The organism is Grimontia indica, assembly GCF_000333895.2.
Taxonomy (GTDB): domain Bacteria; phylum Pseudomonadota; class Gammaproteobacteria; order Enterobacterales; family Vibrionaceae; genus Enterovibrio; species Enterovibrio indicus.
Genome location: NZ_ANFM02000040.1, coordinates 16006 through 38644, shown reverse-complemented (window position 1 = coordinate 38644; position 22639 = coordinate 16006). Strand labels below are relative to the sequence as shown.

14 protein-coding genes, 1 tRNA gene, 1 rRNA gene and 1 riboswitch are annotated in these 22639 nt (G+C 50.7%); of the genes, 5 read left to right on the top strand and 11 right to left on the bottom strand.

Going from position 1 to position 22639, the window contains the following annotated elements:
• Positions 1-90 precede the first annotated feature (90 nt).
• The 3 genes from D515_RS20660 (at position 91) to metA (ending at position 1403) form a co-directional block, all read left to right on the top strand.
• A tRNA-Thr gene (locus D515_RS20660) sits at positions 91-166 on the top strand.
• Between the two features lie 14 nt (positions 167-180).
• Positions 181-296, top strand: a 5S ribosomal RNA gene (gene rrf / locus D515_RS20655).
• Between the two features lie 150 nt (positions 297-446).
• Entirely contained in the window at positions 447-1403 is a 957-nt protein-coding gene (metA, locus tag D515_RS20650) for a homoserine O-acetyltransferase MetA (RefSeq protein ID WP_002541280.1), read from the top strand.
• 40 nt (positions 1404-1443) lie between these two features.
• On the opposite strand, the gene D515_RS20645 is transcribed toward metA, so the two are convergent.
• Entirely contained in the window at positions 1444-2778 is a 1335-nt protein-coding gene (locus D515_RS20645; protein WP_002541279.1) for a cation:proton antiporter, read from the bottom strand.
• Between the two features lie 194 nt (positions 2779-2972).
• Here D515_RS20645 and metH point away from each other — a divergent pair, with 194 nt between their 5' ends.
• Entirely contained in the window at positions 2973-6647 is a 3675-nt protein-coding gene (gene metH / locus D515_RS20640; protein WP_002541277.1) for a methionine synthase, read from the top strand.
• A gap of 67 nt (positions 6648-6714) precedes the next feature.
• Here metH and lysC read toward each other — a convergent pair whose 3' ends face one another.
• The gene (gene lysC, locus D515_RS20635; RefSeq protein ID WP_039850408.1) at positions 6715-8064 is read right to left on the bottom strand and encodes a lysine-sensitive aspartokinase 3; all 1350 of its coding nucleotides are present in this window, start codon (positions 8062-8064) and stop codon (positions 6715-6717) included.
• Positions 8065-8166: 102 nt separating this feature from the next.
• Positions 8167-8342: riboswitch (Lysine riboswitch) on the bottom strand.
• A gap of 218 nt (positions 8343-8560) precedes the next feature.
• Between lysC and D515_RS20630 the strand changes: the two genes are divergently transcribed.
• Entirely contained in the window at positions 8561-9679 is a 1119-nt protein-coding gene (locus D515_RS20630) for a pyridoxal-phosphate-dependent aminotransferase family protein (RefSeq protein ID WP_002541274.1), read from the top strand.
• Between the two features lie 49 nt (positions 9680-9728).
• Here D515_RS20630 and D515_RS20625 read toward each other — a convergent pair whose 3' ends face one another.
• The 9 genes from D515_RS20625 to D515_RS20585 all read right to left on the bottom strand — a co-directional run bounded on the left by D515_RS20625 (position 9729) and on the right by D515_RS20585 (position 22614).
• Positions 9729-11390 carry a Wzy polymerase domain-containing protein gene (locus tag D515_RS20625; protein ID WP_002541273.1) on the bottom strand — a complete coding sequence of 554 codons (1662 nt, stop codon included), beginning with the start codon at positions 11388-11390 and terminating at the stop codon, positions 9729-9731.
• A 35-nt stretch (positions 11391-11425) separates the two neighbouring features.
• Complete coding sequence (gene uvrA, locus D515_RS20620) at positions 11426-14260, bottom strand: excinuclease ABC subunit UvrA (protein ID WP_002541271.1); 2835 nt, start codon at positions 14258-14260, stop codon at positions 11426-11428.
• 161 nt (positions 14261-14421) lie between these two features.
• Positions 14422-15288 (bottom strand): UTP--glucose-1-phosphate uridylyltransferase GalU, encoded by an 867-nt coding sequence (gene galU, locus D515_RS20615; protein WP_002541270.1) that lies wholly within the window; start codon positions 15286-15288, stop codon positions 14422-14424.
• Between the two features lie 142 nt (positions 15289-15430).
• Positions 15431-16744 (bottom strand): flippase, encoded by a 1314-nt coding sequence (locus D515_RS20610; protein ID WP_002541269.1) that lies wholly within the window; start codon positions 16742-16744, stop codon positions 15431-15433.
• A gap of 9 nt (positions 16745-16753) precedes the next feature.
• The gene (locus D515_RS20605) at positions 16754-18475 is read right to left on the bottom strand and encodes an SLC13 family permease (protein ID WP_002541266.1); all 1722 of its coding nucleotides are present in this window, start codon (positions 18473-18475) and stop codon (positions 16754-16756) included.
• A gap of 3 nt (positions 18476-18478) precedes the next feature.
• Positions 18479-19522, bottom strand: coding sequence for a glycosyltransferase family 4 protein (locus tag D515_RS20600; protein ID WP_002541265.1), 1044 nt, complete (start codon positions 19520-19522; stop codon positions 18479-18481).
• Positions 19522-20334, bottom strand: coding sequence for a putative capsular polysaccharide synthesis family protein (locus D515_RS20595; RefSeq protein ID WP_002541264.1), 813 nt, complete (start codon positions 20332-20334; stop codon positions 19522-19524). The genes D515_RS20600 and D515_RS20595 overlap by 1 nt, the downstream gene beginning before the upstream one ends.
• A complete protein-coding gene (locus tag D515_RS20590; RefSeq protein WP_002541263.1) occupies positions 20331-21578 on the bottom strand; it encodes an O-antigen ligase family protein in 1248 nt (415 codons plus the stop codon). The genes D515_RS20595 and D515_RS20590 overlap by 4 nt, the downstream gene beginning before the upstream one ends.
• Positions 21562-22614: a glycosyltransferase gene (locus tag D515_RS20585; protein ID WP_002541262.1), complete on the bottom strand. Its 1053-nt coding sequence runs from the start codon at positions 22612-22614 to the stop codon at positions 21562-21564. Before D515_RS20585 ends, D515_RS20590 begins: the two co-directional genes overlap by 17 nt.
• Between the last annotated feature and the right edge of the window lie 25 nt (positions 22615-22639).

Below are 22639 nucleotides of genomic sequence, written 5' to 3'. Positions count from 1 at the left end.
GGGGTCTCCCCATGTGAGAGTAGGACATCGCCAGGCTTGAATTTCATCTAAATGAAGCAGTTATTGTAAGACTTCAGGCGGATAAGAATTGCTGATATAGCTCAGTTGGTAGAGCGCACCCTTGGTAAGGGTGAGGTCCCCAGTTCAAATCTGGGTATCAGCACCAGAATTTAAAATTTGTCTGGCGACCATAGCGCGATGGCCCCACCTGATCCCATGCCGAACTCAGTAGTGAAACGTTGCAGCGCCGATGGTAGTGTGGGGTCTCCCCATGTGAGAGTAGGACATTGCCAGATGCCTCTTCAAACCCGTAGCGGAAACGCTGCGGGTTTCTTCATATGTGCCCTCTGATCAATCTCACAAATGTACTTGAACCCCTAAAGGGGATGTTATAGGGTTAATGGAATTCTAGACGTCTATACATCTTAACGAGGGAGTGATTTAAGATGCCGATTAAAATTCCTGATCAGTTACCGGCGGCCAGCACCCTGCGTCAGGAAAACATCTTCGTGATGTCGGAGACCCGCGCAGAAAGTCAGAACATCCGTCCCCTGAAAGTACTACTTCTCAATCTGATGCCCAAGAAGATTGAAACAGAAACGCAGTTTATGCGTTTGCTTTCTAACAGTCCCCTTCAGGTTGATGTTGAACTGCTGCGTATTGATGACAGACCGAGTAAGAACACTCCTACCGAGCACTTGGACACTTTCTACAGGCAGTTTCAAGGTATCCGAGAGCGTAACTTTGATGGATTGATCGTGACAGGCGCACCCTTGGGTCTGGTGCAGTTTGAAGATGTGATTTATTGGGAACACTTACAGGACATCATGACTTGGGCGAAAGACCACGTGACATCGACGCTTTATGTGTGTTGGGCGGCGCAGGCGGGTCTGAAGCTGCTTTATGATTTGCCGAAGAAAACCCGTAGGGAAAAGCTATCCGGCGTGTACTGGCATAAAACACATAAAGAGCACAGTAAAAATCCTATACTTCGTGGTTTTGATGACTCGTTCCTTGCACCACACTCCCGCTATGCGGACTTCTCTCCTGAGTTCTTGGCAGAGCATACTGACCTCGATATTCTGGCGACTTCATCTACCGCAGGCACTTACTTAGCAGCAACCAAAGATAAGCGAAATGTGTTTGTCACCGGGCACCCAGAGTATGACTCCCATACGCTGCATAACGAGTATGTGCGTGACGTAGGTGAAGGCATGGAACCTGCAGTACCATCTAATTACTATCCAGATGACGATCCAACTCAGGAACCGTATGTGAGCTGGCGCAGTCATGGACACATGCTTTTTGCCAACTGGCTTAACTACTGTGTTTACCAGCAAACGCCTTACGACCTCGATCATTTCTCAGAGTCAGCGTTTACCAAAGACGACGATGAAGAGTAATAAAAAAGCCTGCGATTGCAGGCTTTTTGGTTTTTGAGGTTTAGTCCTGAGTGACTTCTGTTCTTGGTTCGGTATTTTGATAACTGCTAGGTTTGATCTCCATATCCCGCTCAGCAACTTTGGATTTCTCAATCATCTTGGTGATGGTTGAACCCTGAACCAGGATAGAGAAGACCACCACGGCATAAGTCATCACCAGAATGATTTCCCTTACATCAATATTCTTTTCTGGCAGCACCATATAACCCGCAGGAACAGCCATCGCCATTGCTATCGCAAGGCCTCCACGCAATCCCCCCCAGGTTAGAATTCTCACTGAGTAAGGGTTGTAGTCCCGGTAACGGTTAAAACCAACATAGCAAAGACGAACGCTGAGATATCGCGATACCAGCACCAGCGGCACAGCGAATGCCATGATGATCCAGTCTTCCTTATGGAAGCTGAACGTGAGCATGCTGAGACCAATCAGCAGGAAGAGCACACCATTGAGGAACTCATCGACAAGCTCCCAGAAGTGGTCCAGGTGATCTTCACTTTCTTTTGAAAAGCCAATATAGCGTGTCCAGTTACCAATCATGATACCGGCCACCACCATTGCCAGCGGGCCAGAAACGCCAATCAGGCTGGCAAATACATAGCCGGCTGTCGGTATGCCTAAGGTCAGTAATAACTCCATCGAGTGGTCGTCGGTATGACAAATCAGGTAATGGAACAGCAAGCCAAGTAAGAAGCCATACACGATGCCGCCAATCGCTTCATGCAGGAAGAGCTCAACGACACCCATTACGGTTGGAGCTTCAGTGCCGAATGCGACAGTGAACAGGGTGATAAAAATCACCAGACCAAACCCATCATTGAAAAGGGACTCGCCCTCAATTTGCGTCGAGATACGCTTTGGCGCATTGAGCTTTTTAACAATGGCAAGAACAGCGATGGGGTCTGTAGGAGAAATTAGGGCACCAAACAGTAGGCAGTAGATAAAATCGAACGGAATGCCGATGAGCTGGAAGAAGAGCCAGGCGACACCACCGATAAAGAAGGTAGAAACCAACGTCGCTCCAAGCGCCAGCACCGTAATTTCCCACTTCTGATCTTTTAGGTTGGGCAGTTTTACTCCCAAGCCGCCAGCGAAAAGTAAGAAACCCAACACGCCTTTCAACAAGAAATCATCGAAGTGAATTTCATTGAGGGTCTCAGCAGCAAGGTCTTTTAAATCAAACCAATTGTTGTGTCCCGAGATAACGATCCCAAGTGAGAGGATTAGGGCTCCGGCAGTGATAGCGATGGTAGTCTGCATTTGGCCAATTTTGCTGTTGATAAAGGCAATTAGCATGGCTGCCGCAGCGAGAAAGCAGAGTGTTGTGTAGACGGTCATTGACGACCCCGTGTAGGCTGAGATTATGATTCGGAAAGTTGTAACGAAATATAAATCCAAGCGGCGCAGAAAACTACAACAAATGTGTGTCAGCAGGGAGGTTAACGTTTGGCTGAGTTTAATTAGACGTCTAGATTTCCATTTGGTCTGTGATACTATGCGAATAGCGAGCAATATAAGAAGGATCTGCGGTTGTGAGTAGTAAGGAAACACTGGAAAAACTGTTAGCGGAACGCATTCTGATCATCGATGGTGGCATGGGCACCATGATTCAGGGCTATAAGCTTGAAGAAGATGACTACCGCGGTGAACGTTTTGCCGATTGGCACTGCGACCTGAAGGGCAACAACGACCTTTTAGTGTTGACGCAACCCCAGATGATTAAAGACATCCACGCCGAATATCTTGAAGCTGGCGCGGATATCCTGGAAACCAATACCTTTAACGCGACCACCATCGCCATGGCTGACTATGAGATGGAAAGCCTGAGTGAGGAGATTAACTTTGCGGCGGCCAAGTTGGCGCGTGAAGTCGCAGATGAGTGGACAGCGAAAAATCCGGATAAGCCGCGCTTTGTTGCTGGCGTTTTGGGTCCAACTAACCGCACCTGTTCGATTTCTCCTGACGTTAACGATCCCGGTTACCGTAATGTCAGCTTTGATGAGCTGGTAACAGCGTACTCTGAGTCTACCCGCGCGCTTATCAATGGCGGCGCTGATCTTATTCTGATTGAAACCATCTTTGACACCCTGAACGCCAAAGCCTGTGCTTTTGCGGTTGAGACCGTTTTCGAAGAAATGGGCACCCAACTGCCAGTGATGATTTCCGGCACGATCACTGATGCATCAGGCCGTACCTTGTCAGGCCAAACGACAGAGGCTTTCTATAACTCTCTACGTCACGTCAAACCGATTTCCTTTGGTCTGAACTGTGCATTGGGCCCTGATGAACTGCGCCCTTACGTGGAAGAACTGTCACGCATCTCTGAAACCTTTGTTTCTGCGCACCCGAATGCCGGCCTTCCGAATGCCTTCGGTGAATATGATCTGTCTCCGGAGGACATGGCTGCTCATGTGAAAGAGTGGGCGGAAAGTGGTTTCCTGAACATGATTGGTGGCTGTTGTGGTACGACACCAGAGCACATTCGCCATATGTATGAGGCGACCAAGACGGTTAAGCCCCGTGCATTACCAGATCTTCAGGTAGCGTGTCGTCTGTCAGGCCTTGAGCCACTGACGATTGAAAAAGAAACCCTGTTCATCAATGTTGGTGAGCGTACCAACGTGACAGGTTCTGCGCGCTTCAAGCGTTTGATCAAAGAAGAGCAGTACGATGAAGCGTTGGAAGTGGCACGCCAGCAGGTAGAAAACGGTGCCCAGATCATCGATATCAACATGGATGAAGGTATGTTGGATGCGGAAGCCTGTATGGTGCGCTTCCTGAACCTCTGTGCCTCTGAGCCTGAGATCTCCAAAGTGCCAATCATGGTCGACTCTTCCAAGTGGGAAGTGATTGAAGCTGGCCTGAAGTGTATTCAGGGTAAGGGTATCGTTAACTCCATTTCGCTCAAAGAAGGCAAAGAGAAATTCGTTGAACAGGCGAAGCTGATTCGTCGCTATGGTGCAGCCGTTATCGTTATGGCCTTCGATGAAGTCGGTCAGGCTGAGACCCGTGAACGCAAACTCGAAATCTGTACCAATGCCTACCGCATTCTCGTGGACGAAGTTGGCTTCCCACCGGAAGACATCATCTTTGACCCGAATATCTTTGCTGTCGCAACCGGTATTGAAGAGCACAACAACTATGCCGTCGACTTTATCGATGCGGTTGCAGACATCAAGCGAGATTTGCCGTATGCGATGATTTCAGGCGGTGTGTCGAATGTCTCCTTCTCGTTCCGCGGCAACAACTATGTCCGCGAAGCTATCCACGCAGTGTTCCTTTATCACTGTTTCAAGAACGGTATGGACATGGGCATCGTGAATGCCGGTCAGCTTGAGATTTACGACAACGTTCCCGAGAAACTGCGTGAAGCGGTGGAAGACGTGGTACTGAACCGACGTGACGACAGTACAGAGCGCCTTCTTGATATCGCAGCGGAGTACGCGAATAAAGGCGTCGGTAAAGAAGAAGATGCTTCTGCGCTGGAGTGGCGAACCTGGGCGGTAGAGAAACGTCTTGAGCATGCCCTGGTGAAAGGTATTACCGAGTTCATCGTTGAAGACACAGAAGAAGCCCGCGTTAATGCATCTAAGCCGCTTGAAGTGATTGAAGGGCCACTGATGGACGGCATGAACGTCGTCGGCGATCTCTTCGGTGAGGGTAAAATGTTCCTGCCTCAGGTAGTGAAATCAGCCCGCGTAATGAAACAGGCGGTGGCGCACCTTGAGCCTTTTATTAACGCTGAAAAACAGGCAGGCTCTACCAACGGTAAGATCCTGCTGGCAACGGTAAAAGGTGATGTTCACGATATCGGTAAGAACATCGTTGGCGTTGTACTCCAATGTAATAACTACGACATCATCGACCTCGGCGTGATGGTGCCTTGCGAGAAAATTCTCAAAGTCGCCAAAGAAGAGAACGTCGATATTATTGGTCTGTCCGGTCTTATCACGCCATCGCTTGATGAAATGGTTCATGTCGCGAAAGAGATGGAGCGTCTGGGCTTCGACCTGCCGCTACTGATTGGCGGTGCAACGACCTCCAAAGCCCACACAGCGGTGAAGATTGAGCAAAACTACAATCAACCAGTGGTGTATGTGAATAACGCATCACGCGCGGTGGGTGTGTGTTCGTCGCTGTTGTCTGAGAAACTCAAGCCTGCGTTTGTGGAGAAGCTTCAAGCGGATTACGAAGTGGTGCGCGAGCAGCATGCACGGAAGCGTCCGCGTACTAAGCCAGTGACACTTGAAAAGGCACGTGAGAACAAAGTCGCTATCGACTGGGAAAGCTATACACCGCCAGCGCCAGCGAAACCGGGTGTTCATGTGTTTGAAGACTTTGACGTAGCGACCCTTCGTAACTACATCGACTGGACGCCGTTCTTTATGACCTGGTCATTAGTGGGTAAGTACCCGACCATTCTTGAGCACGAAGAAGTTGGGGAAGAAGCGAAGCGCCTGTTTAAAGATGCCAATGATCTGCTGGATCGCGTTGAACGCGAAGGCCTGATGAAAGCCAGTGGTATGTGCGCCTTGTTCCCGGCAGCAAGTGTGGGTGACGATATTGAAGTCTACACCGATGAATCGCGTACCGAGGTTGCGAAAGTGCTGCACAACCTTCGTCAGCAAACGGAGAAACCGAAAGGCTTCAACTACTGTCTGTCCGATTACATTGCGCCAAAAGAGAGCGGTAAGAAAGATTGGATTGGTGCGTTTGCAGTAACAGGCGGTATTGGTGAACGTGAACTTGCGGACGAATATAAAGCGCAGGGCGATGACTATAACGCCATCATGATTCAGGCGGTGGCAGATCGTTTGGCTGAAGCGTTTGCGGAATACCTGCATGCACATGTCCGTAAGGAAATTTGGGGTTACGCTGCGGACGAGAACCTATCGAACGATGACCTGATCCGTGAGAAATATCAGGGTATCCGTCCCGCTCCGGGCTATCCGGCCTGTCCTGAGCATACAGAGAAAGGCACCCTGTGGGAGCTACTGAACGTAGAAGAGACCATCGGTATGTCGCTGACTACAAGTTACGCCATGTGGCCGGGCGCATCGGTATCTGGCTGGTACTTCTCGCATCCTGATTCGCGCTACTTTGCTGTGGCGCAGATCCAGGAAGATCAGCGTGACAGCTATGCCGATCGCAAGGGCTGGGATTTGATCGAAGCAGAGAAGTGGTTGGGGCCAAACCTCAACGGTTAATCTTTGTGAGAGTAAAAAGAAAAATGGCGCCCAGTGAGCGCCATTTTTGTATCCACAGAAGAAGAAATTAATCTTCGAACAACTCTTTGTGTAGCGCGCGGACAACTTCTTTAGATTCTGACGTGCTAGTCAGGAAGCAGAGGTTGTGGTTGCTTGCGCCATAACAAATCATACGCAGGTTGTAGTCTTCCAGCGCACTGAAGATTTTGGCTGCTGCACCTTTTGATTCGCTCATGTGGTTACCAATGAGCGCGACCAGGCACATGTCTTGCTCGACGGTTACCTTACAAAGCGCCGCCAGTTCCTGCTCTGCTGCTTCAGGTAATTTAGGCGCACCACCTTTGGTGTTGGTTTGATCCAGTGTCAGAGAAACACTGACTTCCGACGTGGTGATGAGATCGACCGACACTTTGTGCTTCGCCAGAATATTGAACACTTCCGCCAGAAAGCCATAAGCATGGAACATATTCAGACTGGTGAGCGTCACCATGGTCTGGTTGCAACGCAGTGCCAGCGCGCGGAAAAGCGGAGACTTCTCTGCCTGATGACGAATCCAGGTACCACCTTGTTCAGGCGCTTTAGATGAGCCCACGAACACAGGAATGTCCTGACGCATTGCCGGGATAAGCGTCGCCGGGTGCAGGATCTTCGCGCCGAAGTTTGCCATCTCTGACGCTTCGCTGAAGCTGATTTCATCGATAGGGCTTGCTGCCGGGGCGACGCGAGGGTCAGTACTGTAGATACCTGGAACGTCGGTCCAGATTTCCAGTGACGTTGCTTTTACGGCTTCAGCCAGAAGCGCTGCACTGTAATCACTGCCACCGCGACCCAGTGTGGTGGTATTGCCTTGCGCATCAGAGCCGATAAAGCCCTGCGTCACGACGACCTTGTCTTCAAACAACGGCGTGAGCACGGTTTCAGCGTGGTGCGCTGTTTCAATCAAATCCGGGGTTGCTTTACCAAACACGTTGTCGGTTTTCAGCACCTCGCGGACATCTGCGCGAACAGCATTGATGCCTTTGTCGTTCAACAGGTGGGTAAAAATATGAGTCGACATCAACTCGCCACAAGCGACGAGAGCGTCAGTAATTTTATCTGAAGGAGAAGTTTCTGCCGCCGCAGAGAGTGTTGCTACTTCATCGAGAATTGCATTCACACCTGAGGCAACTGCCGGCTCTTCCGGGAGCTGTTTCAGAATGCTGAAATGAATATCGTGCAGTTTTGTCAGCACTTCCTGCTGCCTGTCATTGGCAACACCATTTGCCAGTTCAACCAGTAGATTTGTCACGCCAGAACAAGCGCTAATCACTACCAGTCGAGTGTTCAAATTCCCTTTAATCACCGCTGCACAGTTAGACATAGCTGTGTAGTCGGCTACACTCGTGCCGCCAAATTTTGCGACATTTAATGCGTTCACTTCCCTTCACCTCCCATAATCGCGAATGGAGTAATCCTGAATAAACAAAGTAATAAGTTGGGAGACAGATAGAGGGTGCGAGCGGGCAGGAAGAAAGGGTATTTCTCCAGAAGCGCTCCATCTCCGTTGAGATGACAATCCGAAGGATTCAACCTTCTAGACCGACAACCCAGCCCCCAAGGTCTGGTATTGCCTCGGCGTCTTACCCCCTCATCGGATTGCATTGGAGTTGGGGCTCCGCAATTCGACTACCTGGTAGACGCGCCTCTTCTGTCTCTGCAGAGCACAAACTGTGCTGAGCAAAAATTGCCCTCTATTGATAAATGTTTGTAATGTTATTGTCAATGTTTGTTTGAGTTTCAAGCACCTCTTTTCAGCCGGGTGAAGGACTTTTGCTTGATGATGCTTGGGTTTATTCAACGTTGAGATTTTAGCCAGCCCTATCCGATGGTAGGGTAAATAGACCCAAGGAACAAAAGGCAATGGAGAGCAAATAATGACAATTTCACGCTTTATCCCACCACAACGTACCCTGATGGGCCCCGGCCCTTCTGATGTTTCGCCACGCGTATTGCAAGCGCTGGCCCAGCCAACGATTGGTCATCTCGACCCTCTTTTTGTGGGAATGATGGATGAAGTTAAATCACTGCTTCAATACGCATTCCAGACCGAAAACGCCTTCACCATTGCGGTGTCCGCCCCGGGCAGTGCAGGGATGGAGACCTGTTTTGTCAACCTGATTGAGCCAGGCGATACGGTGATTGTTTGTCGAAACGGCGTATTTGGCGAGCGTATGCGTGAAAACGTAGAGCGCTGTGGCGCAACAGCGGTAATGGTTGATGACGAGTGGGGCAAGCCTGTTGATCCTGCAAAGGTCGAAGCGGCTTTGAAAGCGAACCCAGAAGCATCGGTGGTCGCGTTTGTACACGCTGAGACATCGACCGGCGCACTCAGTGATGCGAAGACAATTTCGTCACTGGCGCGTGAGCATGGCTGCCTGACGATTGTTGATGCCGTGACTTCTCTTGGCGGTGTGCCACTGCTGGTGGATGAGTGGCAATTGGACGCTGTGTATTCTGGCAGCCAGAAATGTCTCTCCTGTGTGCCGGGACTGTCACCAGTCACTTTCTCTCCGCGTGCGGTAGAAAAAATGCAGCAGCGCACGGGTAAGGTGCAGAGTTGGTTCCTCGATCAAAGCCTGGTGCTTGGCTATTGGAGTGGTGAAGGCAAGCGTAGCTATCACCACACCGCGCCAGTAAACAGCCTTTACGCCCTGCATGAGTCTTTGCTGATGCTGAAAGAAGAAGGTCTGGAGAATGCATGGCAACGTCACCGTGATATGCATGAGTTACTCAAAGCCGAACTGGAAGCGCTGGGTGTTAACTTCCTTGTTGATGCTGACCATCGCCTGCCGCAACTGAATGCTGTCGCAGTACCTGAAGGCGTCGATGATGCCGCGGTGCGTGCGAAACTTCTCAATGACTACAATCTGGAAATTGGTGCGGGTCTGGGAGCACTGGCAGGTAAAGCGTGGCGTATCGGTTTGATGGGTTATGCGGCTAAACGTGAAAACGTAGCCTTGTGTGCGAAGGCACTGAAAGATGTGCTTGGTTAAGCGGAATTGAATTGAGAAACGCCCCGCATGAATGCGGGGCGTTTTTGTTTTATTCCGCTGGAAGCTCAGAAAAGTCAGGTTGAAATTTTCGGTACGGGAAAAGCAGCGATGCCTCATCCTTCAACTGTTTGGCGACCGTTTTATGCCCGGTGAGCATCGCCAGCTCAATCAGTGATTGATAGCCGTCGGCATTCGGAGAAGTTTCCAGTCGGGAGATTTGCTCCCGAAGGTACAACTCCTGCGCGCGTAAATCCCGGCTTTCAACACTTTCTAGAAACGCCCGCTTTCCTTCCACTTGCTGATAGAAGTCATTCCACCAAGGATGGGTTTGATACTGAGTCAGCTTACTATCACGTATTTGATAGGTGCGAAGCGCCTGTTCGCCAAGATAGATTGAAGACAACACCAAAACCAGCGTGGTAGTCAGCACCGTGTTAGCAGCGATTTTCATCGGCCTAGGGTATGATAAAAGTACGCGTCGGTATCTCGCGGTAAGGTTATCTATCCAGTAAAGCAGCACCACAAACAGCATGCCCAGTGCCAGGTTGGTTTCAATGTAGTCTGTCACTGCCATGCCAATGAGGGATGGCAGAAAGATCGCTAGCAACATCAGGCGGGTGCCATTCGGTGCTTCCACCAACTTTCGCACCACCAGTATGAAGAGCACACCAAAGCTCGCCCAGTAGGCAATGCCCCCCTGAATTAAATTTGCGAGCAGCCAACTCGGATACATTTGTTGAAGCGGCAGTACATGGCTTTGCTCGATGCCAAACAACAGCTGTGCTTTATCGAGCTGCCCCAGGCCTATACCTTCAAACTGAGCCTGCCCCAGTAATGCCCAAGCCTGCGACAGTACCTCTAACTCCTCGGATGAATAACGGGCGGCAAAAAGTGCCGATTGAGGGACACTACCAAGCTTCCAAGCGATAGCAAAACCGGCCAATACGGCGAAATTCCAAAGACCATGGTGTCTTTTTTGACTGAAACGGAATAAGAATGGTTGACTGAAAATCACCAACACCAAAATCACGGTGATTAGCCAAGGCGATTTCAACGCAGTGAGAGCTGGAATGGTGAGCAGCGGCGTCGCAAGTAAAAGAGCATGAACCGGAACCCAGTTACGCTTGTACACTTTAGTCCGCGCGAGCAAATACGCTGACAGCATCAAAGAAGTCAGAAGAGCGATGCCTAGTACGTCACTGTTGGTTTTGATGTCTGCAAGGCTCGATGACGCGATCTCACTGATGCTGGGAAGCAACAAAGGAATCGCCAGTAGCCAGCCACTCAAAAGTGGCAGCCAGAGGAGATATTGCCTCTGAAGATGATTAAAGCTGAATTGCTGCAGGGTACAAAAAAGCAGTAAAGACAACAGAACGCTGAACCCCTGCCATGCAGCCGAATGCCAGTCAGCGTGAAGATAAAATGATGGTATCAGGGCGAAACTTGCGCTCAGTGCCAGCCATCCAGTCATTGTCGTGTGGCTGAAACGGCCTTGTCTTGCAGCTTCCCAAACACCGAAGCAAACGATGGCAACCGCTAACAAGAGCGTTAAGGCTGTCGCTGGATGTTGAACACCGGAGAAAGCGAGTGGGATTTGGTTAAGAGGTAAGCAGAATAAAAACAGCGCAGCCAGCGCAATCAGCACTGGCTTAACCAAAGGCTTTCTGGCCACTTTTGATGGCCAGAAGTTTTGAAAACGCATTGTTTGCATAGATTGTTTCTCACTGGCTCACGCCAGCATCCGCCCTATGATGCTTTTTGTTTAAGCAAAGGTTTCAGGAACCTTGCTGTGTGCGAACCTTCAACCAAAGCCACGTCTTCCGGTGTGCCTTCAGCGATGATCATTCCGCCACCGCTACCACCTTCAGGGCCTAAGTCGACAATCCAGTCCGCGGTTTTTATCACGTCCAGGTTGTGTTCTATCACCACAATGGTATTGCCGTGATCGCGCAGTCGGTGCAGCACCGTCAGTAGTTGCTGAATATCATGGAAGTGCAGTCCAGTGGTTGGCTCATCCAAGATATACAACGTCTTGCCGGTATCACGCTTTGAAAGCTCACGCGCCAGTTTCACGCGTTGCGCTTCACCACCGGAAAGGGTGGTTGCAGCCTGTCCCAAGCGGATATAGGAAAGACCCACATCCATCAGCGTTTGCAGTTTGCGCGCAATTGCTGGCACGGCATCGAAGAACTCGCGGGCATCTTCCACTGTCATCTCAAGGACTTCATCAATGGTTTTGCCTTTGTAGCGGATCTCCAAGGTTTCACGGTTATATCTCTTACCTTTGCACACGTCGCACGGTACGTAAACATCCGGGAGGAAGTGCATTTCCACTTTGATAACGCCGTCGCCCTGACAGGCTTCACAGCGGCCCCCTTTGACGTTAAAACTGAAACGGCCCACTTTGTAGCCACGGGAGCGCGCTTCCTGTGTGCCTGCAAACAGCTCACGGATAGGTGTGAAGATGCCTGTGTACGTTGCTGGGTTGGAGCGTGGAGTGCGTCCAATCGGGCTCTGGTCGATATCAATCACCTTATCAAAATGACCCAGGCCGTCGATGTCCTTGAAAGGCGCTGGCTCGCCTGTGGTGGCACCGTTCAATCGCTGGTGGGCGATTTTGTAGAAAGTGTCGTTGATAAGGGTCGATTTACCTGAACCGGATACGCCGGTCACACAGGTCAGCAAACCGACAGGAAGCGTCAGGTTAACGCTCTGCAGGTTGTTGCCCGTTGCCCCTTTAAGCTTCACGACCTTTTTCTTGTCATAAGGAATTCGTTTGGCTGGGACTTCAATCGCCTTTTTCCCGCTGAGGTATTGGCCGGTTAGAGAGTTTTCATTCTTGATGATTTCTTCATACGTCCCTTCAGCAACGATGTGGCCACCATGCACACCGGCTCCAGGGCCGATATCGACAATGTAGTCTGCCGCGCGGATAGCATCTTCATCGTGCTCAACCACCAGCACGGTGTTACCCAGATTACGAAGGTGCTCGAGAGTCGCGAGTAGGCGTTCGTTGTCACGCTGGTGAAGGCCGATAGATGGTTCATCCAGCACGTACATCACGCCGACCAGACCTGCACCAATCTGGCTGGCCAGACGGATACGTTGCGCTTCACCGCCTGATAGGGTATCAGCACTTCTCGACAGGTTGAGGTAGTTCAGACCGACGTTGACCAGAAAACTCAGGCGGTCATGGATTTCTTTAAGTACCTTGTCAGCAATTTGCGCACGCTGGCCCGTCAGCTCCAGACCTGCGAAGAAAGTCAGTGCTTCATGAATACTCATTTCACACACGGCTGGCAGGTTGGTGTCACCCACAAAGACATGGCGAGCTTCTTCACGAAGGCGAGAGCCGCCACAGCTTGAACACGGCTTGTTGGCGATGTATTTCGCCAGCTCTTCACGCACAGCCATCGATTCTGTATCGCGGTAGCGGCGGTTGAGGTTATTTAAAATCCCTTCGAACGGATGCTTACGTACCGTGATATCACCGCGATCGTTCACGTACTTGAAAGCAATTTCAGTGTTGCCGGAGCCGTTCAGAACCACATTTTGAATGGTTTTCGGTAAATCCTGCCAAGGTGTTTCGATGTCGAATTCATAATGATCGGCAAGCGAGCTTAGCATCTGAAAGTAGTAGAAATTACGGCGGTCCCATCCACGGATGGCACCACCAGCAAGGCTTACCGCTTCATTCTGAACCACGCGGTTTTCATCAAAATACTGCTGTACGCCGAGACCATCACAAGTAGGGCAAGCACCTGCTGGGTTATTGAAGGAAAACAGGCGTGGCTCCAGCTCTTGCATGCTGTATCCGCAATGCGGACAGGCGAAGTTGGCCGAGAAGATGAGATCATCACCCTCACTATCCATATAGCTGACCACAGCCGTGCCGCCCGTCAGTTCAATGGCGGTTTCGAAAGATTCAGCAAGGCGCTGCTGCAGATCGTCGCGCACTTTGAAGCGGTCGACGACCACTTCAATGGTGTGCTTTTTGTGAAGCTCCAGCTTCGGTGGATCAGAAAGGTCGCACACTTCGCCATCAATACGCGCGCGGATAAAACCGTGGGCAACCAGGTTCTCCAGCGTTTTGACGTGTTCACCCTTACGTTCTTTGACGATAGGGGCCAGCAGCATCATCTTGCTGCCTTCTTCAAGTTCCAGCACCTTGTCGACCATCTGGCTCACGGTCTGTGCTTCCAGCGTCACATTGTGTGTCGGACAGCGCGGGTCACCCACACGTGCGTATAAGAGACGCAGGTAGTCGTAAACTTCTGTGATGGTACCAACGGTTGAGCGTGGGTTGTGAGACGTGGACTTTTGCTCGATAGAAATAGCCGGTGATAGACCTTCAATATGGTCGACGTCTGGTTTTTCCATTAGAGAAAGGAACTGGCGTGCATAGGCAGACAGTGATTCTACATAGCGGCGTTGGCCTTCTGCATACAAAGTGTCGAAGGCCAGTGATGACTTGCCGGAACCAGAAAGGCCGGTGATCACGATCAGCTTGTCGCGTGGGATCGTCAGGTTAATGTTTTTCAGGTTATGGGTGCGAGCCCCTCTGACGTCTATCGTATCCATGTCTACCTTGCCCTTAGCGCTCAGGTTTGCAGCCTGAAGAAAAAACGAATGAGGAAGTATCCCACATTATCGCGTGATGAAAAAGAAGAAAGCTGTATAAACATACAGCTTTCTTCAGTATTGCAACATGCAGGTTTTAACGGTGTTTCAGCCTGAATCGATCAGCCTGTTTTTACCGTTTTTTGAGGCTGGTTCGGTGCATCAGACTTCAGATAGATATTTTCATAGCAATAGTTGGTCGCTTCGATAAAGCCTTCAACGCTACCACAGTCAAAGCGCTCACCTTTGAATTTATAAGCCAGTACACAGCCGCTTTGTGCTTGTTTCAGCAGGGCATCGGTGATCTGGATTTCACCGTTTTTGCCTGGTTCTGTTTTTTCCAAGATGTCGAAAATGTCTGGGGTCAGAATATAACGGCCGATGATCGCCAGGTTACTTGGCGCGGTGCCTTGCTCTGGCTTTTCTACCATGTTGTCGACACGGTAAAGGTTGTCACGCATCTCTTCACCGGAAATGACGCCATATTTGTGAGTCTCATCTTCCGGTACTTCTTCCACAGCAACGATGGAGCAGCGGAACTGCTTGTACAGTGCAACCATCTGGGAAAGCACGCCGTCTTCCAGATTCACACACAGGTCATCTGCCAGTACAACGGCAAACGCTTCATCACCCACCAGCTCACGGCCGGTTAGGATAGCGTGACCTAGACCTTTCATTTCTTTTTGGCGGATATAGGTGAATGAAGCTGCATCGATAGTTGCGCGGATATCTCCCAGCAGTGCTTCTTTGTTGGTGCCGCTGATTTGATGTTCCAGCTCGTAGTTTTTGTCGAAGTGATCCATCAGGCTGTGCTTACCACGACCAGTAACAATACACATACCGGTGATGCCGGCTTCAATGGCTTCGTCAACGCCGTACTCAATAAGTGGCTTATTAACGATAGGCATCATTTCTTTTGGCATCGACTTAGTGGCAGGCAGAAAACGGGTCCCGTAGCCAGCCGCTGGAAAGAGGCACTTCTTGATCATAGCTTGTCCTTAATTTACATCATCCAACTAACTAGTCGCCCTGTATTAAAAATTGGGCTTTTTGGAATGTTAACATTTAATCGTTGCAAATCTGTCTCATTGTTTGATTATGAGCCCAGAGGGACCCTTCAACAAGAACCGCTTATCCAATCGGCCAGAAACCGAGTCTTTTTTCGACCTTGCGCACGGCCAGAATGTTCTGTGTACTCATACCGATACTCACTGCAAGCGCTGCGCCGACGGTTCCCCATATTGACGTTAATATCAGTATCAAAGTCACGGTAAGTATCCCGGCAAGCAGGGTGATATTGCGCAAGTCTCTTTCATAGCCACACATGGTGAGAAGAAATCCGACAGATCCTGTCATGACATTGATGGTTTGGCCAACAGCAAGGATCACCAGAAGTTGGCCTGATTCTGAAAATTCCCGGCCAAACAGCGTCATGATGGTGTCTGGCCAGATAAGCACAGCAGCCAGAACCGGTATGGAAAAAACAATCATCAATCGGGTCGAAAACTGTGCAAGGCGTTTGAGCTCGTCCAGTTTACCTGCTTTGAACAGGGCCGAAAATCGCGGCGCAGCGACGAAATTGATGACCATCAACATAAAGCTGATAAGTAGGGATGTTCGCTGAGCAGCAGAAAAATATGCAACCTCTTCAGATGTCACGAATAGCCCCACAATCACGACGGATGCCCAGGGGATCGCCTGACTGGTGGCTGAGATCAACCAAAGATTGGGAGCTGCATTCCAAAGTGCGGGCATCTGGCGATCGCTGGTGTCCAGCTTATTTTCCGGTACACGAAACCACAGCCACAGTCCGCTTATCATCACCAGTGCCGAGGCGGCAACGTAGAGCACAGACGCAGAGTCAGCCATAGGTTTGGGGTCGTAATGCCCGAGTAATAACAGTGCAGGAAGTGCCAGCATAGTGACGCCTAGCTGCATCGAACAAACGGAGGCAATCACCTTGCGTGTTGCCTGCAGGGCATAGCCATTGAGGAAAAACAGGCTAATGAAAGGGATCGCCAGAGCAAAATAGCGCAAGCTATCTGTCGCCTCTGGTTTACTAAATACATTCAACGCCAGAAAAGGTGCTACGAGATAGGTGATTCCTGCGACTATGGCGGAGGTGGGAAGAACCGCAAGCAGCGCATTGGTAAACACCTGATTGGTCAAATGGGTGTTGTCTTGCTCTCCGGCATGCCCAATAAAACGAAGCAGGGCGTTTTCCATCCCCAACATGCTCAGTGTTCCCAACAAAGTGGCAAGACTCATACCAAGGAAAAACAGCCCGGATTGTTGCGCCCCTAGCACCCGAGCGGCAACCACGCTAAGTAAAAATGCCGCAGCTGCAGATAGGACCCGGAAGAGAGCGGCAAGTGCAGCGTGGAACAGAAACTGGCGGCGGGCAGGGCCGATGGATTGAATACGGTGAACAATTTGGGAGATCATGAAATTGCCTTACCAGGGGAAAACCAAGGGAATAAGAGAAAGAACAAGGGCACCATATAAAAGACTCAGTGGCAGTCCGGCTTTGAGATAATCCCTTGGTACATAGCGGCCTGCTGTATATACCATGAGGTTGGTTTGGTACCCGAACGGAGAGAGGAAACTTGAGCTGGCTGCGAAAGCGACCGTCATGATAAAGGGCATAGGGTCGATCTGATATTGTGCCGCAATGGCCAAGCCAACCGGAAAGCTTATCGCCGCAGCGGCGTTATTGGTGATAAGCTCGGTCATCAACCAGGTGGCGAGATAAAGAATCACCAAGGCACCGAAAGGTCCGCCGTGTTGACCTGTGCCCATGATAAGTGTTGCCAGACTATCTGCCAGACCCGTCACACTGATGGCTTGCGCCAGACCTAATGCAGAGCCAATCACTAAGACCAGTTCAAAAGGAAATCGTCGCCTTAGATCATGAATGGACACCAAGCGCGCTGCTACAGCGCCAGCGAGGAGAAGGATAAGTCCTTTATACAATGGGAGCAGTTCGAAAAAGCTGGCAATCAGTGCGAAGACAGCGCCGCCACAGAACAAAAAAGATTGGGTGCCACTTAGCAGGGCATTGTTTTCCCTTTCCCCCACCAGAATGAAGTTCTGGGCGAGATTGCCACGATTGAAAAAATCCTGCCCCACGGCCAGTACCAGAAGATCCCCGCCTTGCAACTTCACCTGACCTAGGCCTCCGGTGATTTTGTTTTCCCCGCGCTTGACGGCGACCACGGCGGCGCCGAACTGTGCACGGAAATTGAGTGACTTAATGGTTTTTCCGGCAATGACTGCCTGCGGGGTGATGACGACACTCACCAGATTATCCGAAGGCAGGTGTTCACCTTGGGTTCGGGGAGATAGCCCTTTGAATTTTTCCAGCAATGCTGTGGCTTCCAAGTCACCGGAAAACACCAACACGTCGTTACCTTGAAGCTGTTCCGAGGGGGAAACTGGAGAGATAACGTGCTCGGCACGAATGATTTCCACCAAAAACAGGCGCTCAAGGTGGCGAAGTCCACTTTGTTCAACGCTCTGGCCGACGAGGGGAGAGTCAGGGTTTAGCTGTGACTCCAGAAGATAACTTTGTGAGGTTTCCTGAGCGCCGCTCTGACGCGAAGGCAGCAGCGCCAAAGATACCAGCGTAATCACCAAGACACCGGCGAGAAATACAGGTACGCCAATCAAGGAAAAATCGAAAAAGCCAATCCCGGGCAAGCCGGCATTAAGGGTAAAGCCATTTACGAGCAAGTTGGTGGAGGTGCCAATCAGCGTCATGGTACCGCCAAGAATGGCTGCGTATGAAAGTGGAATCAGCAACTTGCCGGCAGGGTGCTGACTTTTGGTCATGCTGCGCATCAGCGTTGAAACCACAGCGGTATTGTTGATGACCGCAGAAAGCAGGCCTGCCGACAGGGTGGTTTGAACGGTGACTTTACGAAGAGAACCCTGAGTGCACCAACGGCCCAGGGCACTGATGTAAGGCGTGCGCTCAAGGATCACAGAGACCATCACCAAAAGCACCAAGGTAATGAGCGCCGTGTTGGTGAAGTTATTGAACAGCTGAACGGCAGGGACGATATCCAGTGTCAGCAATGCGGTGAAAACGGCACCAAATACCAGCGCTGGACGAAGATTGGTAAGCAGCAATGTTCCCAGCAAGCCTGCAATTAAGAGTGCCACCACCGCGCTCATTGCTTAGGCCTCATAAATCAGGTGCAAAGCTTCGCGTTGTTTTTCCGCACTGAAGTCGCTGTTGAAGGCATCAATGGCTTGTTGGTAATCCGGGTGATCGGGGCGTTTGCAGTAATTGATGATTTGCTTTGCCATGGTGTCTGGCGAGCTCACCATAAACGGATAGTGCAGGTTCTGGGTCGCACCGATGATGCGCAATACCATAGGAATGCGCAGTTTTGCGGCTTCCAGAATGGTCAGCGGCATGCCTTCCCACGCTGCGGTGTGGAGATACAAATCGGCACTGTTCAGCGTTTCCATCAGTTGCTGATGGGGGATCATTCCTGTCACCTCAACGCCCGCCTCTCTCAACGCTTGCTCCATTTCAGGTTCACCGCCACCCAGCCAGTGCAGCTTAATTTGACTGAACTCTGGGTAAGTCTTCAGGCTGGTGATGGTATCCAGCAAAAACTGAGGGTCCTTTTGAGGAGAAACCCGGCCAACCACCATGACGTTAAATGGAGGGCGCTCAGTCTGGGTCTCTGAAAAAGAGAGTGCTTTGTCCAAGTCTGCATAATTGTTGAGGTGAACGGCCTTTTGGGCGCCCAGCGCAAACCCAAGCTCACATTCCCTTTCGCTGCACCCTGCGATCATATCAATGCGTGAAAGACCGAATGTTTCAAGCTGCATGTAGACTTTCTGCATCAAATCAGAAATATCGCGGCGTTCGAACGCATAGCAATGTGGTGTGTAAACAATTTTTGTGTTGCCCTTTTTGGGAAGGAAGCGGCCCAAAAAACCTGCGAAGCTGGAGTGAAGATGAATCACGTCCGGCTGCAGTTGAAGCACCGCTTTTCTCGCTTCACGGAAGAAAGACAGTAAGCCCCCCTCCATGGTCTGGACATCGTCGAACAGGGTAGTGACCGCCATACCGGTATCGTCATTGGGGCGTAATCTGGCAAACAGGTGATGACGAATCGGATCCCCTTGGGTCGATTTCGCATAGCTGCACAGCGCGGTTTGGATGCCGCCACCAAACGCTTCCGTAATATGGAGAACGGTTTTCATCACTGGCCCCATTTCTGTTTAAATTGAGTGATTTCCTCTTCACTGTAGACGGCGCGATACAGTGGTGCATCATACAGATGGAATAAACGCTCAAACGGGTACGTTTCTTTAAAGCGTTGATAAAGCGCTGAATACCACTTGTTCGAAGCCTCGTTGCTGGATTGCAGCTTGAAGTCCGGTAGTTCAAGAAACTCCCCCAGCACATCTGTTGACTGGTTAATCGCTTCGCATTTCATCAACAGCACATCACAGCCCCCTTGCTCGATGCGCCAATGGGTTTGAGAGGGATCCTGAACGTGTTTAAGCACATCAATGCCGAAGTGGCGTTTGAGTTCTCTGTCGAACCAGCCGGTGAAGTAATCAAGACGCATCTGGGTTTCAAAGGCGTCAGTCAGATGGCGGAGTGTGGAATCCATATCTCCGTGAATGGCTTCGTTCTTTTTACCCGCGATGAACTGAATGTGGAGGTCCTGGAAAAAGCGCGACACGACGGTCGCGATAGGATCGCGCACTAGCGTGATGATCTTCAGGTGATCTCGTTTTTGCAGAATACGTTTCCGGTGAGACAGGGTCAGCTTGTATGCCGCACGGATGTGCCAGTCGAAGAAACAGGCCACGTCATCGGTATTGTGGTACATCTGAAACTCTTCGTTGTCGTCGAAGGTGTGGATGTGCCAACTCGGGATATCGGCATGTTCAAGGGATGCTTCAATGGATGATGAGCCAACCTTACCCATTTGGTAAACCAGGACAAAATCCGGCGCATTCAGAGTTTGGTCAAAAGCGCGTTGTCGGGCTAGGCTGAACTTCATTTCTTATCCTCTTGAAACTCAATAGTAGAAAGCGGCGTCACGGCGTTTGAGGAAGCGTCAATCGAAGACATGGACGCCTCGGAAACAGGCTCAGGTGCCGTGCGCGTATTGATGAAAAATGGAAACAGGAACATCAGCATGATGGTGCTGTTAACGGCCACAAACAGCACCATGGCCAGAATGTACACCGCAAGAAGAAAGGCCACTGGATTGATAAACCGTTGCCCGAAAAGGTGACGAAGCCCTAACAGGAATCCGCCAATCAATATCGTCAGACCTACCAGCCCGTACTCAACCGCTACATCGAGGGCGAAGTTGTGGGTATAAATCGCGAGCTCCTGATTTTGGAAATAGTTGGCGATATAGACAGGGAGCATCTTGGGGCCGACGCCGAAAATGGGGTATTCCAGAAACAGGGCAAAACCATTAGCGAGTAAGAGTTTTCGCCAAAGCTCAGAATCCCAGCGCGCTTCGTGTTGGTCGGCAAAAAGGATGTCGAACTGGGTAAACTCAAACTTATCGAGGATGGCGTGAGTGCCAACCATGTACCAGATGGAAAGCAGGGTCAGAATGCCGCCTAAAAAGCCGAGGGTTCCCAGTGCAAAAGCGGTTTGTCGTGAACGCGGATGATGCACTTCCCGGCAGAACACCAGATCGCAGGCGACAAGCATCGCCATACCTAATAAGGCTTTACGTTCACCGGACATCAAGAGCATCACGACTGCCGCAGCCAATAACACATGACCGAATCGGATTTGGTTACGGAGGATGTATAGCAAGGCGCAGGTAAAACCAAAGAAATACTTGGTATTTCCAAGCTGTTTGAAGTCGTTGAACGCGGGATGCATCAAGTGCCAGCCCGCGGTGTAAAGGGCGCCGGCAAAAGTATAAAGCGCCAGCAGCGATAGAAAACGTGGTGAAGCCAGTAAGCCAGCCTGATGTAAAACTCCTAGAAAGGCGGCAACGGAAAGCCACTGGATCATTTCAATGATCACCAGTTTCAGCGGGACATCATTGATAATGCCTGAAAGCGCAATGTAGATGACAAACACAAAGATGAAGCCGCCTGCTTTAAGTGTCGACTGCAGCAATTGCCCGCGCAATGCAATAAGCATAAGAAAGCCAAGCGAAGCGATACCAAGAAAATCGGCCAGATACAGGCTGATGCCGGCGACAGCGATTTTCGTCGGGACAAAAAACAGGACAACGGCAAGGGCTGCCGCATGCTCAAGCGATCTTGTCATCCGCCAGCTCCTGATAAGCCTGATAATATTGCTCGCGGAATGTCTCCAGCTTGTACAGCTGACAGCGTGACAAAGAACGTTGTGAGGCTTTGGCATACTCCTGTGGGTCTTCACAGATGGAAGCAATCCTTTGGGCGAGCGCGTCGTCGTCACCTAAAGGAAACAGATATTCTTCAGTCCCTATGACTTCATCAATGCCTTGAACGTTTGACGCGAGCACTGGCAATCCTGCTGCCATCCCTTCTACTGCAGCCAGACCAAACCCTTCAATAATCGTGCTCTGCACATAGATGTTCAGACTGTCCAAAAACACCGGAATGTCTGAACGCACACCGTGGAAGACCACTCTGTTTTCAAGACCAAGCTCTTTGACCAAGGCTTCGTATTCCCCGCGGCGATCGCCATCGCCTGCAAGGTGAAGCTCATAACGGGCTGGTAACTTGGCCAGTGCACGTATCAGTGTGGGGTGATCTTTATAAGGATGCAGTCGACCCGCCATGCCGATATGGATGGGTGCGTCTTCGGTGGGGGGCTGCTTCTCTTGCATGGAAAATTTGCTGAGGTTGATGCCATTTAAGATCACCGAATAGTGCTTCTTCCAATGCGGGAGGAAGTCTTCCAGCGCATTTTGTACCTGCCCTGTGATGCACACGGTTTTCTGGTAGCGCCAGTAAAGGAGCCACTCAAAAGGCTTCATCCAGATGTGGTCGCGGCGTCGGTTATGCGAGTTGTGTTCGGTCTGAATACGCTTCTTGCCAAACGCGGCCAACGCCACATAGATCGAGGGAAAGAGGTGGCCATGCACCACGTCTGGCCAACGCAGGATTTGCCATTTCTCCTTGAGGGAAAGCTTTTTCCAGACCAGACATTCCACACCAGCGGCTTCCAGCTCGCCGGATAAATCGTTGATATCGTCCAGTATCACGACCTTGCTTTCGTAGCCTGACGGAGTGGGACAGACTAAATCAACGACAAAACGCTGTGCGCCGCCGTTTCGTGACAGATCGTTAATGATATGCAGTACTTTTACCGCCATGGTGGTGCTTCTCTCTTCCCTAGCC